The sequence below is a fragment of the Chimaeribacter californicus genome (genome assembly GCF_002858675.1).
In the GTDB taxonomy this organism is placed as follows: Bacteria; Pseudomonadota; Gammaproteobacteria; order Enterobacterales; family Enterobacteriaceae; genus Chimaeribacter; species Chimaeribacter californicus.
In genome coordinates this window covers 1-15,245 of record NZ_PJZF01000005.1, presented here as the reverse complement: position 1 = coordinate 15,245, position 15,245 = coordinate 1, and the positions used below count along the sequence as shown (strand labels likewise).

Genomic DNA, 15,245 nt, shown 5'->3' with positions numbered 1-15,245 from the left:
GTATGAGTGTTGACGGTGGGTATAACTATAAGTACGATGATGGGGTATTACCCAGGGAAGGAAAATGTCCAGTGATGAACTTATCAGGAAAATTAAAGCACTCGGCTGGGAATGTGTTCGCGCCAATGGCTCCCATTACATCTTCGAAAAGGCGGGAGAATGCAGGCCGATAGTGATTCCCCATCCGCGTAAGGATTTGGCGGCAGGAACGCTTCACAGCATCCTGAAACAGGCAGGGTTAAAATAACATCACGACGCGGTTATCAGGCCGCTCGTTAAGCTAAAAAGAAGGTGTAAGCATGAGATATCCCCTTTATCTCCATCAGGCAGCCGACGGCTCTTTTTCCGGTTTCGTGCCGGACGTGAGCGGCTGTTATTTTGCGGGTGATACCATTGACGACGCGATCAGCGACGCGCAAAACGCCCTGGACCTCTATTTTACGTACCGGGTTGAGCAAGGCCATGCGCCGGATAAAGCAAAAACCGTGGCTGACCATTTGAAGAATGACGCCTGTACCGATGGGATTTGGGCTTATGTCGATATCGACTTAACAAAATATGATGGAAAGGCCACGAAATTAAACATTACGCTGCCGCAGTTTTTATTGGCCCGGATTGATGATTACGTCAGTGCCCATCGTGAATATCACAGCCGTAGCGGTTTTTTAGCTGAACTGGCCCGGCGTGAATTGGGGAAACATTCATAAGATAATCACGCATTGTGAATAAATACCGCGACGAAGAGATGCCCCCTTCCCCGTCGCGCTGAGTGAGTAACGGCTTGCCCTGACCGCTTAGCGCAACTGCCCCTGCGGCCAGAGCCAGGCGGCACCGCGCACGCCGCTGGAATCACCGTGTTTCGCCTTCAGCACCGGGGTTTCGCATTCACCGCCGAAGACCCACTGTTTCAGCAGCAGCGGCACGGTCTGGTAAAGGCGGTCGACGTTGCTCATGCCGCCGCCCAGCACGATCACATCCGGGTCGAGCAGGTTGACCACATGCGCCAGGGATTTTGCCAGCCGCAATTCATACCGGCTGAGCGCCAGTTCAGCCACCGCGTCGCCCTGCCCGGCCAGCGCCATGATCTGCGCGCCTTTCTGCGCCTGCCCGCTCAGCCGGTGGTAATCCTGCGCGAAACCAGTGCCGGAGATAAAGGTCTCGATGCAGCCCGGTTTGCCGCAGTAGCAGGCCACTTCACGCGCATAGCGCAGTTCGTCATCATCCTGCCACGGCAGCGGGTTGTGCCCCCACTCGCCGCCGATGCCGTTGCCCCCGGCGTGCACTTCACCATTGATCGCGATGCCCGCGCCGCAGCCGGTACCGATGATCACCGCAAACACCGTGTGTTTGCCTGCACCGGCCCCGTCGGTGGCTTCAGAGACGGCCAGGCAGTTGGCATCATTGGCGACCCGCACCTGCCGTTGCAGTATCCGGGAGAGATCGCTGTCGAACGGCTGGCCATTGAGCCACACCGAGTTGGCATTTTTCACCAGGCCGGTATAGGGCGACAGGGTGCCGGGAATGCCGATCCCCACGCTGCCCCGCTCGCCGGTAGCTTTTTCCGCGTCCGTTACCAGCCCGACAATCGCCTCCAGCGTTTTGTCATAATCGTGGCGCGGCGTGTCGATCCGTTTACGGAAATATTCACGCCCGTCATCAGCCAGGGCCACGGCCTCTATTTTGGTGCCGCCTAAATCAATCCCAATTCGCACGATCTTCTCTCCGGGGCAGTAGTTGTAAATAAAAATAGTTATAAACAGAGTCAGTAAACTCGTTGTAAACCCAGTCAGTAAACGTAGTCAGGGTCGTCATGCTGGTAAGTATAGTGGCTGCCGCTATGGCACACCGGCAACCCCGACCAGTCTGAATCTTCCCCATGCCTCGTCCGGCTGCATTTGGCGTTAACCGGTATACCGGGTGATAAAAAACCGCCCTGCGAGGAGAGTTTGCTCACAGTTCCGGTGCCCGGCAATTAACGCCACAGGCGCATCGGTTACACTGGTTTTAACCTTTCTTTAACACCCCTGCGCGGTTTGCGGTGCCTGCCTGCCGGGCACGTAAGGTTGTCTGCGTCGGCACCCCGCAAGGAGTCTTGCCATGAAACCCGCCATTCTGGTTGTGGATGATGACCCGGCCATCTGTGACCTGCTGCATGATGTGCTGAGCGAACATGTGTTTACCGTGCGCTGTTGCCACCGGGGCGAGGAGGCGCTGCATCAGGTCGCGCAGCACGCGGACATCGCGCTGGTGCTGCTGGACCTGATCCTGCCGGACACCAACGGCCTGCTGGTACTGCAACAATTGCGCCGCCTGCGTCCTGACCTGCCGGTGATGATGCTGACCGGCCTCGGCGCGGAATCTGACATCGTGGTCGGCCTGGAGATGGGCGCGGATGACTACATCGCCAAGCCGTTCAATAACCGGGTAGTGGTGGCGCGGGCCAAGGCGGTGCTGCGCCGCAGCGGCGCGCTGACGGTGGCACCGCCCACCGCACCCGCCTGTGGCTGGGGGTTCAACGGCTGGTGGCTCGACGAGCAGCGTTGCACCCTGCACAACCCGCAACGGGAGGAAGTCTTCCTGACCCAGGGCGAATATACGCTGCTGCTGGCGATGATCGCCCACGCCCGCCAGGTACTGACCCGCGATCAATTGCTGGAGCTGACCCACAGCGAAACGCTGGACGTGTTTGATCGCACCGTGGATGTGCTGATCATGCGCCTGCGCCGCAAGATCGAGGCAAATCCCCACCAGCCGATGCTGATCCGCACGATCCGCGGGCTGGGCTATGTGTTTGCCGCTGACGTGCAGCGCCCGGCGCGGGCGGTTGCGCCACGCCACATTGCCTGAGAGTCAGGCCGGGTCAAGGCCGCGCCGGTACTCGGTGCAGAGCAGCCAGCGCGGCGGCTCATCCTCCTCCAGCGCGGTGAAACGCGCCAGCGGCGTCAGGAAACAGTTGTCATGCTGGTCGTCGTTGGTCATCGACACCTCGCCCACCAGCACATCGCCGAACCCTTCTTCGCCCCAAAAGCTGTGGTACATGCCCGGCGGCAGCGTCACGCTCTCACCGGGCGACAGCCGGATGCGGCTGCCGGGCGGCAGCGTCTGGCGGTAGCCGTCAGTGACCACCTCCACCGGCGTGTTTGCCAGCCCCGGCGGCGTATCGATCGTCGTGCCCGCCGGATCGTCCGCGTTATACAGCTCAATAATCAGGTTGCCGCCGCTGCGGTTGATGATGTCCTCGCGCTTGCGCCAATGGAAATGCATCGGTGTCACCTGCCCTTCGCGGCAGTGCATCACCTTTTCCGCGTAACATTTGGCATAGGGCTGCCCCGAGGGGGAGCCGTTGCGCAGGGTGAACAGCGTCAGGCCGCGCTGGTAAAAATCGGTGGAGCCGAAACAGGTGACGTCCCAGCCGAGGCCCAGATCAAACACCTCCTGCCAGGCCTCCTGCGGCTGCTGCGCCCAGGCCTCGGGGCTGAAGTGGGCAAACGGCGGCAGGTGCAGATCCTGCCGGGCGAAAAACTGCCGGGTCTCATGCAGGATCTGGTTAACCTGCGAGCGGGCCATGCGGCCCCCGGTATTCTGGTCAGGCATGGTGGGCACCTCCTGCCGGTGGAAAGGGCCGGTACGTGCGTACCGGCGTCGGGTTATCTGACGGTCCAGCCTTTGTAGCCGCTGACGCTGTTACGGTCGATCATCGTGACCGGGATCAGCACCGGCGCGGTGGGCGCGGGTTTGCCCTGGAGAATGTCATAGCCTATCTCCACCGCTTTCGATGCCATCACCTGCGGGTCTTGCGCCGGGGTAGCGACAAACAGCGAGTTCTTGCGTTTCAGCGCCTCTTCGCCGTCCGGCGATCCATCCACGCCCACGATGAAGAATTCGCTGCGTTGCGCCTGTTTGGCCGCCAGATCGGCACCGATCGCGGTGGGATCGTTGATGGCGAACACGCCGTCAATGTGCGGGTTGGCAGAGAGCAGCGAGGTCATGACTTCCAGCCCGCCTTCGCGGCTGCCTTTGGCGTTCTGGTTATGGGAGAGCAGCTTGATGCCGGGGTGCTGTTTCAGCTCCGTCATACAGCCTTCAACCCGGTTCTGCACCGCCGAGACCGGCGGCCCGTTGATGATCACCACATTGCCCTTCTCTTTCAGGCGGTCTGCGATGTATTTACAGGCGATCTGCCCCGCCTGGGTGTTGTCCGAGGTGATGGTGGCGTCCGCCCCTTCGGCCGCGACGTCCACCGCCACCACCACGATCCCCGCCTCTTTGGCGCGTTTCACCGCCGGGCCGATGCCTTTGGAGTCCGCCGCGTTCAGGATGATCATGTCCACTTTCGCCGCGATAAAGTTGTCGATCTGGCCGACCTGCTGGCCGAGATCGTAACCGCTGGAGACCAGCGTCACGTTCACGCCGTCGCCCGCCAGTTCACGCGCCTTTTTCTCTGCGCCTTTGGTGATCTGCACAAAGAACGGGTTGGCGAGGTCGCCGACCGTCACCCCAATCGATTTCAGTTCTTTTGCCTGCGCCAGCGGCGCAGAGAGCAGCACGCCTGCGGTCAGCAGCGCGCCCATCACAGCGTTGAAGCGGATTTTCATCGGGTTTTCCTTGTTTTTGTAGGGTACACAGGGTTCAGGGTAAACATCAGGCCGTCTGGTGGTGGCGCGTGCGGTATTTGTCGATCAGCACCGCGATGATGATCACCGCGCCCTTGATCACCAGTTGCCAGAAGTAGGAGACGCCCATCAGCGTCATGCCGTTGTTGAGCGTGGCGATGATCAGCGCACCCACCAGCGTGCCGGTAATGGTGCCGATGCCGCCGACAAAGCTGGTGCCGCCGAGGATCACCGCCGCAATGGCGTCCAGCTCATAGCCGACGCCGAGGTTGCCGTTGGCGCTGTAGAGGCGCGAGGCGCTCATCAGCCCGCCCAGCCCGGAGAGCAGCCCGCTCATCGCATAGACGAACAGCAGCACCACCCCGACCTTGATGCCGGTCAGCCGCGCCGCCTGCATGTTGCCGCCCACCGCGTAGATGTGTACGCCGAGGGTGGTGCGCCGCAGGATGAACCAGCAAATCGCGATCACCGCGAAAGCGATGATGATCAGCCACGGGATCGGCCCCAGGTAGCCGTTGCCGATCCATTCGAAATTGATATCGGAGTTAATCACCGTGGTGCCGTCGGCGAACAGGTAAGCCGCCCCGCGCAGCGCGGTATAGGTGCCGAGCGTGACGATAAACGGCGGCAGCCCGGCCCAGGCCACCAGCACGCCGTTGAACAGCCCCATCAGCAGCCCGGCCAGCAGCGCCAGCGGGATGGTGAACGTGGCCAGCGCCGGATTCAGCGAGGTCACCATCGCCACCACCGCCGTGGCCCCGAGCATCGACCCCACCGACAGGTCAATGCCGCCGGTCAGAATGATAAAGGTCATGCCCGCCGCCAGCACGATGTTGATCGACGCCTGCCGGGTAATGTTCAGCAGGTTGGCATCGGTGAAGAAGTTAGGGGCGAGAAAGCCGAATACCGCCACGATCAGGATCAAAATCGGCAGAATGCCGACGGTTTGCATCAGGTCGCCCAGCAGTGCCCGTTTCAGCGCCGGGGATTTCGCCCCGGCGGTCTCTGTTTTGCTCATCATCATGATTCCTTACGTGGAGGTTTCCTGGGGAAGGGCGACGCCGGTAGCCAGCGTCATAATGTTCTCCTGCGAGATCTCATGCGCCGCCAGCTCCCCGGCCAATGCGCCCTCGCGCATCACATAGACCCGGTCACTCATACCGACAATCTCCGGCAGCTCGCTGGAGATCATCAGAATCGCCACGCCCTGTTGGGCCATCTGGTTCATCATCCGGTAGATTTCACTCTTGGCGCCGACATCCACGCCGCGCGTCGGCTCATCCAGCAGCAGGATGCGCGGGCCGATCGCCACCCAGCGTGAGATCAGCAATTTTTGCTGGTTGCCGCCCGACAGCCCCCCGGCGCGCACCTGCGCATGGGGCACACGGATGTTCAGTGCGCGGATCGCCTCGCCTGCGATGTCACGCCCCTTGCTGCGGTTGAGCAGGCCGTAACGGGCGTCGCGCCCGAGGGTCGCCATCACGATGTTTTCATGCGCGGCCAGTTCCAGAAACAGCCCCTGCTCTTTGCGGTTTTCGGTCAAAAAGCCGATGCCGAGCGCAATGGCGTCACGCGGTGAACGGATGCTGACCGGTTTGCCATCAATCAGGATCCGGCCGCCGGTGGCCGGGTGAACGCCGAAGATCAGCGAGGCGAGCTCGGAGCGCCCCGCCCCCACCAGCCCGGCCAGCCCGACGATCTCCCCGGCGCGCACGTTCAGCGTGCAGGGGTGCACCTTGCCGCCGTCGGTCAGCGCCTCTGCCGCCAGCCGCACCGCCCCCGGTGTGCCCGGCTGCGCCTCCTTGTTGAACAGGTCACTCAGCGGGCGGCCCACCATCATCCGCACCAGCTCGGTGGCGTTGAGGTTGTCACGCGTCAGGCTGCCGACATACTCCCCGTCACGCAGCACGCTGACCCGGTCAGAGAGCGCATAAATCTCGGCCATGCGGTGGCTGATGTAGATGATCGCCATCCCCTCGCCGCGCAGCCGTTTGATCAGGCCGAACAGGTGATCGGTCTCGCGGCTGGAGAGCGCGGCGGTGGGTTCGTCCATCACCAGGATGCGGCTGTTGCGGTGCAGCGCACGGGCGATCTCTACCTGCTGCTGCTCGGCGATGCTCAGCGTCATCACCCGGTCGGTGGCGCGGAACTGCGCGCCCAGCCGGTCAATCACCTTTTGCGCCTCGTCGGCCATCTGCGTGCGCCGCACCAGCCCGCCCCGGTGCAGCTCGCTGCCGAGGAAGATGTTTTCCGCCACCGTGAGGTTAGGCGCGAGGTTAATCTCCTGGTAGATCAGGGTAATACCGGCGGCCAGCGCATCTTTCGGCCCGCGGATCGGGTGCGGCCGGCCGTCAATCAGGATGGTGCCGCTGCTGGCGGTATAGGCCCCGGCCAGGATTTTCATCAGGGTACTTTTGCCCGCGCCGTTCTCGCCCATCAGCGCATGAACTTCGCCGGGGTAGACCGTCAGGCTGACATCCTTCAGTGCGTAGAACTGCCCGAAGCGCCGTGAGATATGTTGCATTTCCAGAATCGGGGTGGCGGCCATCGGCCTCTCCTGTCAGGTCGGGATAAGTGCAGTTCACCACCGCCAGATAAACGCTGCATGTCAGCCGCCGTTCATTTTTGTCATAATCTTTCCGGCCGGGGCTTTTATTATCGCGCGAGTCCCTTTCTCTGCCTCAGGAGCCGTATGGCCATCTCCTCCCCCCGTTTGCTGGCGGGTGCCCGCGGGCGCTTGCTGATGTTTAACCTGCTGGTGATGGCGCTGACACTCACGGTCAGCGCCGTGGCGATCTTTGGCTTCCACCATGCCGGGAAGATTCAGGAACAGGCGCAGGCGCAAACGCTGGCGGAGATGAACGGCAGCATGGCGCTGGCGCGCGACACGGCGAACGTCGCCACCGCCGCCGTGCGGCTGTCGCAGGTGGTGGGCGCGCTGGAGTACCAGAGCGAATCGGCACGGCTGAAGCAGACGCAACTCGCCCTGCAGCACTCCCTGCGCGGGCTGGCCGTTGCCCCGTTAGCACAGCGTGACCCGGCGCTGGTGGCGCGCCTCACCGACCGCAGCACCACGCTGCAACAGAGCGTCAGCCGGTTGCTGCTGCTCGGCCACCAGCGGCATATGCAGCGCAACCAGTTGCTGAGTGCGCTCTATCAGGATCAGTCCACGCTGCATCACATTATTGAGATTGCCGTGCGCCGCCCGCCCTCGCCGCTGCCGGCTGAGCTGGCGATTGAATTGAACCGGCTGCTGACCCTCGCCATCCAGATCCCGGCCCCGCAGGCGGTGACGGAGCAGATCGACCGCGTGATGGCCCAGTGGCCGGCGGCCCCGGCGGATGCGCTGCTGGCGGAAAAGATGGCGCAGTTCCAACACACCGCAGCACGCCTGACGCCGCTGGCGGCCGATTTGGCACAGAGCGACCTGGCGATCGCCTATTACACCTACCAAATTAAGGCGCTGGTGGCGATGCTCAATGAGGACATCAATCACTACGTGCAGAACGTGGCGGACGCCTCAGCGCAGCGCACCCACCAGAACCATCAGGAGCTGAATTCCGCCAGCGGGTTTATCAGCGTGATTGCGCTGCTGGCGCTGGTGATCACCGGGTTTGCCGGGCTCTATATCTACCGAAACCTCGGCTCCCACCTCACGGCGATCGCCGGGGCGATGACGCGGCTGGCAAACGGGGAGCGGGAGGTCAGCGTCCCGGCGCTGCAACGGCGCGATGAACTGGGCGATCTGGCGCGGGCGTTCAACGTTTTTGCACGCAATACCGCCTCGCTGGAGCACACCTCGCGCCTGCTGAAAGAGAAAAGCACCCAACTGGAAACCACCTTTCTGGCGATGCGCGACGGCTTTGCCCTCTTTGACAACACCGGCCACCTGGTGGTGTGGAACCCGCAATACCCGCTGCTGCTGGGGCTGGATGAGCACGTACTGCATCGCGGCCAGCACTACCGCACCCTGCTGCGACGCGTCGGCCCGGCCTCGGATCATCCGTGGGAGGCGGCGCTCGCCGGGCTGACCCGCCGCCTGCCCGCCCCGCAGGAGGTGCGCCTGAACGATGGCCGGGTGATTGAGTTGCGCTTCAGCCCGCTGCCGGATCGCGGCATGGTCAACGTGGTGCTGGAGCGCACCGAGCGCAAGGCGCTGGAGCAGGCGCTGGTCCACAGCCAGAAAATGAAGGCGGTCGGCCAGCTCACCGGCGGGCTGGCGCACGATTTCAACAACCTGCTGGCGGTGATCATCGGCAGCCTGGAGCTGGCGCAACAGCAGCCGCTGGCGGCGCAAACCGCCGCCCGCATCGGCCGTTCGCTCAAGGCGGCGGAGCGCGGCGCACAGCTCACCCAGCGGCTGCTGGCCTTCTCGCGCAAACAGTCGCTGCAACCGCAGGCGATCGACATGGTGCAACTGGTGGAGAACCTGCACGAGTTGCTGCAACACGCCCTGCCCGCCGGGCTGGCGCTGCGGGTGGAGGCGGCCCCGGCGCTCTGGCCGGTGTGGATTGACGCCAACCAGCTGGAGAACGCGCTGCTCAATCTGGTGATGAATGCGCGTGACGCCATGGAGGGGCGCGGCGGCGAGATCCTGATCCGCCTCGCTAACCAGCAGGTGGAACGCACCGGCGGGCGGGTGCAGGCGATGGTGGCGCTGGAGGTGGAAGACAGCGGCTGCGGCATGTCTGAGGAGGTGCAGGCGCAGGTGTTCGAGCCGTTCTTCACCACCAAAGGCGTCGGCCAGGGCAGCGGGCTGGGGCTGTCGATGGTGTATGGCTTTATCCGCCAGTCGGGCGGCCGGGTGCAGATTGAGAGCCGCCCCGGCGAGGGCACGCGGGTGCGGCTGCAACTGCCGCGCGCGCCGGAAGCCGCCGCGCCGCCCGCCCCGGTGGCCGACGAGCGGGACAGCCCGCCGGATGACCGGCTGATCCTGGTGCTGGAGGATGAGGAGGATGTGCGCCAGACGCTGTGCGAGCAGCTCCACCAGCTTGGCTACCTGACGCTGGCGTGCAGCGACGGTGAGCAGGCGCTGGCGCTGCTGGCGCAAACCCCGGATATCAGCCTGCTGATAAGTGACCTGATGCTGCCCGGTGAAAGCGGCGCGGAGGTGGTGCGCCGGGCGCGGGCGCACCACCCAACGCTGGCAACCCTGCTGGTCAGCGGGCAGGACCAGCGGCAGCCCGGCGACGGCCCCCCGCCTGACGGCGTGCTGTTACGCAAACCCTATACCCAGCGCCAGCTGGCGGCCGCGCTGCGCCTCGCCTGGCAGGCGCACTGACACCGCCCTCACGGCGGCCGCGGCGCGGGATTTTTCTTAAGGACTGGGGGCTGCCAATTGGGTATCATGCCGCCCTGCTTGTGATTAACCGCGCGCCCGTTGTGCGCCCGGACAGGGATAAGACGATGTTGTGGTTTAAGAATTTGATGGTTTATCGTTTAAGCCGTGAGGTGACCCTCTCTGCGGACGAGATGGAAAAACAGCTCAGTGCCTTCACCTTTACCCCGTGCGGCAGCCAGGACATGGCCAAAACCGGCTGGGTTTCGCCGATGGGCGGCCACAGCGAGGATCTGACCCACAGCGCCAATGGCCAGATCCTGATCTGCGCCCGCAAAGAGGAAAAAATCCTGCCGACGCCGGTGGTGAAGCAGGCGCTGGAAGCCAAAATCAGCAAGCTGGAAGCGGAACAGCACCGCAAGCTGAAGAAGACCGAAAAAGACTCCCTGAAAGATGAGGTGCTGCACACCCTGCTGCCGCGCGCCTTCAGCCGGTTCAACCAGACCTTCCTGTGGATCGACACCGTGAACGGCCTGATCATGATCGACTGCGCCAGCGCCAAGAAAGCCGAAGATACGCTGGCGCTGCTGCGCAAAAGCCTCGGCTCGCTGCCGGTGGTGCCGCTGACCCTGGAAAAACCGATTGAGCTGACGCTGACCGAGTGGGTACGCGCCGGGGAGTTGCCGGCCGGGTTCACGCTGATGGAAGAGGCGGAGCTGAAGGCGCTGCTGGAAGATGGCGGCGTGATCCGCTGCAAGAAGCAGGACCTGGTGACGGATGAAATCGCCGTGCATATCGAAGCCGGGAAAGTAGTGACCAAACTGGCGCTGGACTGGCAGGAGCGCGTGCAATTGCTGCTGGCCGATGACGGCAGCCTGAAGCGCCTGAAGTTCGCGGATGCGCTGCGTGACCAGAATGATGACATCGACCGGGATGACCCGGCCGCCCGCTTTGACGCGGACTTCATCCTGATGACCAGCGAACTCACCGCCCTGATTGCCAACGTGGTTGAGGCGCTCGGCGGAGAAGCCCAGCGCTGATCCCGCGCCCTGTCCGCCATGAAAAAGCCGCCCGGTGGGCGGCTTTTTTCTGCGGCAACCGGCTTATTTGCTCAGGTATTTACACAGATAGGCGGTGGTGTCAGAGACCTGCAGGTTAAACTCGCTGTGGCCCGGCACGTAGAAGGTTTCCCCCGGCATAAATACCTGCCAGTCCGGCGAGCCGGGGATCAGCACGCGCAATGCGCCGGTGATCACCGTCATCTCTTCCGGCTGTTTGGTGCCGAACGTGTACTCGCCCACTTCCATCACGCCCACGCTGGCATCGCCGATGGTGCCGCTCTCGTACCCGATAGACTTCACTTTCCCTGAAAAATAGTCGTTAACTTTCAACATAGTCTGGCCCCACGGCTGGAAAATAGAAGTGCCATAGTAGGATCAGGGAGCGCATGCTGTCACTGATTATTCGTGCCCGGCACAGATTATTGCCCTATTACGCGATCCGGCGCGCAAACCCGCCTGCCGTGATGTTCCCGGCACAAGAACGTGATATGAAAAAGCCGGCATCAGCGCCGGCTTTTTTCACATTGCGGATGACCGCTAGTCAATCTTTTCGTCTTCGTAACGCCGCTTGGAATCAAGGGCTTCCGATTCCGTTTCATGCTCACTGATCAGGGTGTCCGGTTTCGGGTGATCGGCCCGCAGCTCGTACCAGGTGACGGTTTTACCGGCTTCGCCCTTTTCAACAGGGACGATGCGCGCTTCGCGCGGATAGGGAGGATGTCCAGGCATGGTTAATTCCTTTCGTTATGCACCGAAAGGTAAGTATAGACAGGATTCCGGGAAGGCGTGGGCCGCGGCGGGTCGGAAGTCTCTGAAAACCGGGCCGAAGGCGGCCCGGCAGCGGCTTATTTTATGGGTTCGGTTTGTAACACGCGCTGGATGGCGGCGACGATCTCCGCCGGGCTGGCGGTGGCGTCCAGCACATGATGGGCCACCTCCTGATAGAGCGCCTCGCGGGCGGCCAGCACTTCCACCATCTCTTCATTGATCGGCTTGCCGGTCAGCGTCGGGCGCTGGGCATCCAGCGGGTACTCTTCCAGCCGGTGGGCCAGGGTGGTGGCCGGCGCACGCAGGTAAATCACCCGCCCGGCGTCGCGCATAAAGGCACGGTTTTCCGCGGCCAGCACGGCACCGCCGCCGGTGGCGACCACGGTATGCGGGGCGGTGACCGCTTTCAGTGCGTCGCTCTCTCGGCGGCGGAACCCCACCCACCCTTCACGCGCCACCACGTCTGCCACGCTCAGGCCGGTGGTCTGTTGCATAAACACATCCGTATCCGTGAACTGATAGCCAAGTGCACGCGCCAGGGCATTACCGACCGTGGTTTTGCCTGCCCCCCGGGCACCGACCATAAAAATAGGTTGTGTCATTGCTGTCCTTTTCTGCCACTACGCCGGGCAGTTCTCATTATCTTCAGAAAGGCGGAATCATACCTGTTACCTGCACAGACGCAATGATTGATCGCAGCACGCGGCGCGGCAGCAAAAGCCAAACAGAGAGGGCCGGGCGCACTTTGACAGCACGCCCGGCCCTCTCTGTTTTTTCAGAACTTTCTAATAACACCGGAATCGCCTTACTTTCCCGTTTATTATCTCCATGCAATGCGCCGGCCCGTTATTATTTACACCGGTTCAACCGCTATTTTATAAAAAAAATAACCGTAATAAAAAATAGCCTTTATAAACAAGCAACGGCATTTTTTATTTACCCATGGCCACCTGATTTTTTATTTAAGGGAGGTTCATACCCTTAATAGGCGTGTGAGAGTCAGGATAACCGGTAATAAACAGAGACTCAGCGGTAAATTTCTGCATTAACGCGTTGCTGGCTGGAATCACTGGGCGTATCGATGCCGATGATACGGTAATGGCTGGCACCTTCGTCCATCGCTTTTTGCTGTACGGCGCTGATGGCATCTTCCGGCGAGCCGGTGATCCCGCTGACGGTGACGGTGCCCATGCTTTGCAGGCCGCTGGCCTCACTGCGGTTGACTTCGGTCGCCGCCAGGGCAGAGAACGAGGCGGCCGTCAACAGCGCAGCCGTAATGACAGGTAACAGTTTCATGACACTCTCCTCATACTTTTGCAGATGATTTTCTTACAAAGAATGTATTTCGCACACAGGGTATAGAGCGGGACAGGGAATTCCCCGGCACGGATATGTACTACACGTTTACTACACGTTTTTCGTTATGGCGTGTTATTCCAGAGCAGTAATTATGGTTCACCTACCAAAAAAAACCTCCCCTCCGGTGTAAAGAAATTCAAGTATCGTGGAGGAAATAAGGAGCTTGAGTAAAAAAACTTTTTTACCCACTGGTCTGTTCAATTATTTTGGTGAAACCGTCATCGATTACGCGATTATTTTGTCGCTACCGGCAAAGGGCACAAAAACCTTATATTATTTTCTGGTTATTTTGCGTCCGGCTGCCGCTTTTTCCCATAACATCTCTTTACCCGGTAACGGCTGGGCGAAAGCGGTGTCAGCGCCTATCTTTAAAAGGACGCCCGGTCACAGGGCGAGCGGCACACTGACGCGCCGGGTAATTTCTTGTTACACCCTGTTTTTGTTACTATCCGGCATATTGAACAAATTAACCGAAAAGGAAGAACACCATGGCGGGAAGCAGCCTGTTGGCATTGATTGATGATATTGCCTCTATTTTGGACGATGTAGCCGCGATGAGTAAGGTCGCCGCCCGGAAAACCGCCAGCGTACTGGGGGATGACCTTGCGCTGAATGCCCAGCAGGTAAGCGGCGTGAAAGCTGACCGTGAACTGCCGGTTGTCTGGGCCGTGGCGAAAGGCTCGCTGCTCAATAAGGCGATTCTGGTGCCGCTGGCGTTGCTGATCAGTGCCTTCATCCCCTGGGCTATCACGCCGTTGCTGATGATTGGCGGTGCATACCTCTGTTACGAAGGTTTTGAGAAAATAGCGGAAAAGTTTTTCCATGGGAAAGAGGCCGCCCATGAGGCCGCGCCACGCGCCAACGTGCCAAAAACCCAGGAAGAGCTGCTGGCACTGGAGAAGAAGAAGGTCAAAGGCGCGGTGCGCACTGACTTTATTCTTTCTGCTGAGATTATCGTGATTTCCCTGAACACCGTGGCCCACGTGCGCTTTGTGGATCAGGTGATGGTGATGGTGTTGATTGCCGTGGTGATGACAGCGGGCGTCTACGGGCTGGTCGCCGGTATTGTGCGGATGGATGACGTTGGGTTTTACCTGCGCAAGCGGGAAGGCAACGGCCTGTTCACGCGCCTGCTGCGCGGGCTGGGCACCGGCATTTTGCACACCGCCCCGCTGCTGATGAAAACGCTGTCGATTGTCGGCACCATTGCGATGTTTCTGGTGGGCGGCAGCATCCTGACCCACGGCTTGCCGTTTATGCACAGCCTGGTGGATGTGCTGAACCACGGCAGCACCGGGTTTGTCAGTACGCTTATCACCGGCGCGGTTGACCTGGTGGTGGGGTTGATTGCCGGGGCGATTGTTCTCGGGGGGGTGTTATTGGGGAAGAAGGTGTTTGGGAAGAAGGAGGAGGCCGCTTAAGCAGCGGACTCCTTGCCGTTAATGGTTAATGGTTAATGGTTAAGTGGTTAAGTGGTTAAGTGGTTAAGTGGCATGTTTCGGTTGTTCATGTCTGCTTATACAGCCGAGTTTAATGGGGATCGAGGTTTGTTGCGTTGGCAAACGCCTGCATTCTTTCTGCGGCTCCGCTGCCGCCACCGCGCAAGGGGCGCGTAAGCGCGCGCCCCTTGCATCCCCGCGCTTTTGGGTGATCCGGCAGAATTATTGCCCGCGCAGCGGGTTCCCTCCTTCGTTCTCCGGGCTAATCGGGCCGGTACAGACACGCTCCCGGCGTGGCTGTACCTCTCGCACACATCCCTGTGTGCTCGCCCGGCCCTGCGCCCTCGTCGGCAATAATTTAATGCCCCCGCCTCCTCTGCAAACGCTCTGCTATGTAAGGAAAGAATAGATAGGCTCTTTTTAGGTTTTGAAACAGTCATGAAAATTGCTGCCACATGGAACCGTAAGATCGCGTGAGCACATTGAACGCCTAAAAGAATCCCCCACCTACTATTTCCTCACATACTTGATGGTTTGCAGAGGTGGTGGGGGCGTAAAAATCATTGCCGAGTGGAGACGAAGGGCCGGGCGAACGGGCATGGATGCCCGTGAGAGTCGCAGCCACGCCGGGAGCGTGTCTGTGTAGTGGCTTAATAGATTTAGACACGCTCAGAGGTTATAACTGACATAACTAATGAGGTGATTATATGAGCGGCCGGACATTTAC

At 60.9% G+C, this 15,245-nt stretch carries 17 protein-coding genes; 8 read left to right on the top strand and 9 right to left on the bottom strand.

What is annotated here, in order from left to right; translation table 11 throughout:
• Window positions 1–64: 64 nt before the first annotated feature.
• Window positions 65–247, top strand: coding sequence for a type II toxin-antitoxin system HicA family toxin (locus CYR55_RS07785; RefSeq protein WP_101815594.1), 183 nt, complete (start codon window positions 65–67; stop codon window positions 245–247).
• Between the two features lie 52 nt (window positions 248–299).
• Window positions 300–707 carry a type II toxin-antitoxin system HicB family antitoxin gene (locus CYR55_RS07780; RefSeq protein WP_101815593.1) on the top strand — a complete coding sequence of 136 codons (408 nt, stop codon included), beginning with the start codon at window positions 300–302 and terminating at the stop codon, window positions 705–707.
• A gap of 87 nt (window positions 708–794) precedes the next feature.
• Here the strand turns inward: CYR55_RS07780 and mak are convergent, their stop codons facing one another.
• The gene (mak, locus tag CYR55_RS07775; protein WP_101815592.1) at window positions 795–1,712 is read right to left on the bottom strand and encodes a fructokinase; all 918 of its coding nucleotides are present in this window, start codon (window positions 1,710–1,712) and stop codon (window positions 795–797) included.
• A gap of 385 nt (window positions 1,713–2,097) precedes the next feature.
• On the opposite strand from mak, the gene CYR55_RS07770 reads away from it, so the two are divergent.
• Entirely contained in the window at window positions 2,098–2,847 is a 750-nt protein-coding gene (locus tag CYR55_RS07770) for a response regulator (protein WP_101815591.1), read from the top strand.
• Between the two features lie 3 nt (window positions 2,848–2,850).
• Here the strand turns inward: CYR55_RS07770 and CYR55_RS07765 are convergent, their stop codons facing one another.
• The 4 genes from CYR55_RS07765 to CYR55_RS07750 all read right to left on the bottom strand — a co-directional run bounded on the left by CYR55_RS07765 (window position 2,851) and on the right by CYR55_RS07750 (window position 7,161).
• The gene (locus CYR55_RS07765; protein WP_101815784.1) at window positions 2,851–3,567 is read right to left on the bottom strand and encodes a D-lyxose/D-mannose isomerase; all 717 of its coding nucleotides are present in this window, start codon (window positions 3,565–3,567) and stop codon (window positions 2,851–2,853) included.
• An 80-nt stretch (window positions 3,568–3,647) separates the two neighbouring features.
• Window positions 3,648–4,571 carry an ABC transporter substrate-binding protein gene (locus tag CYR55_RS07760; protein ID WP_101815783.1) on the bottom strand — a complete coding sequence of 308 codons (924 nt, stop codon included), beginning with the start codon at window positions 4,569–4,571 and terminating at the stop codon, window positions 3,648–3,650.
• Window positions 4,572–4,641: 70 nt separating this feature from the next.
• Entirely contained in the window at window positions 4,642–5,634 is a 993-nt protein-coding gene (locus CYR55_RS07755) for an ABC transporter permease subunit (protein ID WP_165699546.1), read from the bottom strand.
• 9 nt (window positions 5,635–5,643) lie between these two features.
• Window positions 5,644–7,161, bottom strand: a complete 1,518-nt coding sequence (locus CYR55_RS07750; protein ID WP_101815590.1) for a sugar ABC transporter ATP-binding protein — start codon at window positions 7,159–7,161, stop codon at window positions 5,644–5,646.
• Between the two features lie 144 nt (window positions 7,162–7,305).
• On the opposite strand from CYR55_RS07750, the gene CYR55_RS07745 reads away from it, so the two are divergent.
• Entirely contained in the window at window positions 7,306–9,894 is a 2,589-nt protein-coding gene (locus tag CYR55_RS07745) for an ATP-binding protein (RefSeq protein WP_101815589.1), read from the top strand.
• A gap of 125 nt (window positions 9,895–10,019) precedes the next feature.
• A complete protein-coding gene (rdgC, locus tag CYR55_RS07740) occupies window positions 10,020–10,931 on the top strand; it encodes a recombination-associated protein RdgC (RefSeq protein WP_101815588.1) in 912 nt (303 codons plus the stop codon).
• A gap of 63 nt (window positions 10,932–10,994) precedes the next feature.
• Here rdgC and ppnP read toward each other — a convergent pair whose 3' ends face one another.
• The 3 genes from ppnP to aroL all read right to left on the bottom strand — a co-directional run bounded on the left by ppnP (window position 10,995) and on the right by aroL (window position 12,322).
• Window positions 10,995–11,285: a pyrimidine/purine nucleoside phosphorylase gene (gene ppnP, locus CYR55_RS07735; RefSeq protein ID WP_101815587.1), complete on the bottom strand. Its 291-nt coding sequence runs from the start codon at window positions 11,283–11,285 to the stop codon at window positions 10,995–10,997.
• Window positions 11,286–11,489: 204 nt separating this feature from the next.
• Entirely contained in the window at window positions 11,490–11,681 is a 192-nt protein-coding gene (locus tag CYR55_RS07730) for a YaiA family protein (RefSeq protein WP_101815586.1), read from the bottom strand.
• 116 nt (window positions 11,682–11,797) lie between these two features.
• Window positions 11,798–12,322 carry a shikimate kinase AroL gene (aroL, locus tag CYR55_RS07725; RefSeq protein ID WP_101815585.1) on the bottom strand — a complete coding sequence of 175 codons (525 nt, stop codon included), beginning with the start codon at window positions 12,320–12,322 and terminating at the stop codon, window positions 11,798–11,800.
• An 83-nt stretch (window positions 12,323–12,405) separates the two neighbouring features.
• Here aroL and CYR55_RS23310 point away from each other — a divergent pair, with 83 nt between their 5' ends.
• On the top strand, window positions 12,406–12,705 hold the full coding sequence (locus CYR55_RS23310) for a hypothetical protein (RefSeq protein ID WP_146000965.1): 300 nt from the start codon (window positions 12,406–12,408) through the stop codon (window positions 12,703–12,705).
• Between the two features lie 41 nt (window positions 12,706–12,746).
• Here CYR55_RS23310 and CYR55_RS07720 read toward each other — a convergent pair whose 3' ends face one another.
• Entirely contained in the window at window positions 12,747–13,016 is a 270-nt protein-coding gene (locus tag CYR55_RS07720) for a YdgH/BhsA/McbA family protein (protein ID WP_101815584.1), read from the bottom strand.
• Window positions 13,017–13,242: 226 nt separating this feature from the next.
• Between CYR55_RS07720 and CYR55_RS23305 the strand changes: the two genes are divergently transcribed.
• Both CYR55_RS23305 and CYR55_RS07715 read left to right on the top strand, forming a co-directional pair.
• Complete coding sequence (locus CYR55_RS23305; RefSeq protein ID WP_146000964.1) at window positions 13,243–13,599, top strand: hypothetical protein; 357 nt, start codon at window positions 13,243–13,245, stop codon at window positions 13,597–13,599.
• Complete coding sequence (locus CYR55_RS07715; protein WP_101815583.1) at window positions 13,568–14,500, top strand: DUF808 domain-containing protein; 933 nt, start codon at window positions 13,568–13,570, stop codon at window positions 14,498–14,500. The genes CYR55_RS23305 and CYR55_RS07715 overlap by 32 nt, the downstream gene beginning before the upstream one ends.
• The last annotated feature ends 745 nt before the right edge of the window (window positions 14,501–15,245 follow it).

What these genes read in the sequence shown, in the direction of transcription:
- CYR55_RS07780 (WP_101815593.1), top strand. Translation starts at nt 300, where the DNA reads ATGAGATATCCCCTTTATCTCCATCAGGCAGCCGACGGCTCTTTTTCC.
- CYR55_RS07770 (WP_101815591.1), top strand. Translation starts at nt 2,098, where the DNA reads ATGAAACCCGCCATTCTGGTTGTGGATGATGACCCGGCCATCTGTGAC.
- CYR55_RS07765 (WP_101815784.1), bottom strand. Translation starts at nt 3,567, where the DNA reads ATGGCCCGCTCGCAGGTTAACCAGATCCTGCATGAGACCCGGCAGTTT.
- CYR55_RS07755 (WP_165699546.1), bottom strand. Translation starts at nt 5,634, where the DNA reads ATGATGAGCAAAACAGAGACCGCCGGGGCGAAATCCCCGGCGCTGAAA.
- CYR55_RS07745 (WP_101815589.1), top strand. Translation starts at nt 7,306, where the DNA reads ATGGCCATCTCCTCCCCCCGTTTGCTGGCGGGTGCCCGCGGGCGCTTG.
- CYR55_RS07730 (WP_101815586.1), bottom strand. Translation starts at nt 11,681, where the DNA reads ATGCCTGGACATCCTCCCTATCCGCGCGAAGCGCGCATCGTCCCTGTT.
- CYR55_RS23310 (WP_146000965.1), top strand. Translation starts at nt 12,406, where the DNA reads ATGATTGATCGCAGCACGCGGCGCGGCAGCAAAAGCCAAACAGAGAGG.
- CYR55_RS07720 (WP_101815584.1), bottom strand. Translation starts at nt 13,016, where the DNA reads ATGAAACTGTTACCTGTCATTACGGCTGCGCTGTTGACGGCCGCCTCG.
- rdgC (WP_101815588.1), top strand. Translation starts at nt 10,020, where the DNA reads ATGTTGTGGTTTAAGAATTTGATGGTTTATCGTTTAAGCCGTGAGGTG.
- CYR55_RS07750 (WP_101815590.1), bottom strand. Translation starts at nt 7,161, where the DNA reads ATGGCCGCCACCCCGATTCTGGAAATGCAACATATCTCACGGCGCTTC.
- CYR55_RS07760 (WP_101815783.1), bottom strand. Translation starts at nt 4,571, where the DNA reads ATGGGCGCGCTGCTGACCGCAGGCGTGCTGCTCTCTGCGCCGCTGGCG.
- CYR55_RS07785 (WP_101815594.1), top strand. Translation starts at nt 65, where the DNA reads ATGTCCAGTGATGAACTTATCAGGAAAATTAAAGCACTCGGCTGGGAA.
- CYR55_RS07715 (WP_101815583.1), top strand. Translation starts at nt 13,568, where the DNA reads ATGGCGGGAAGCAGCCTGTTGGCATTGATTGATGATATTGCCTCTATT.
- ppnP (WP_101815587.1), bottom strand. Translation starts at nt 11,285, where the DNA reads ATGTTGAAAGTTAACGACTATTTTTCAGGGAAAGTGAAGTCTATCGGG.
- aroL (WP_101815585.1), bottom strand. Translation starts at nt 12,322, where the DNA reads ATGACACAACCTATTTTTATGGTCGGTGCCCGGGGGGCAGGCAAAACC.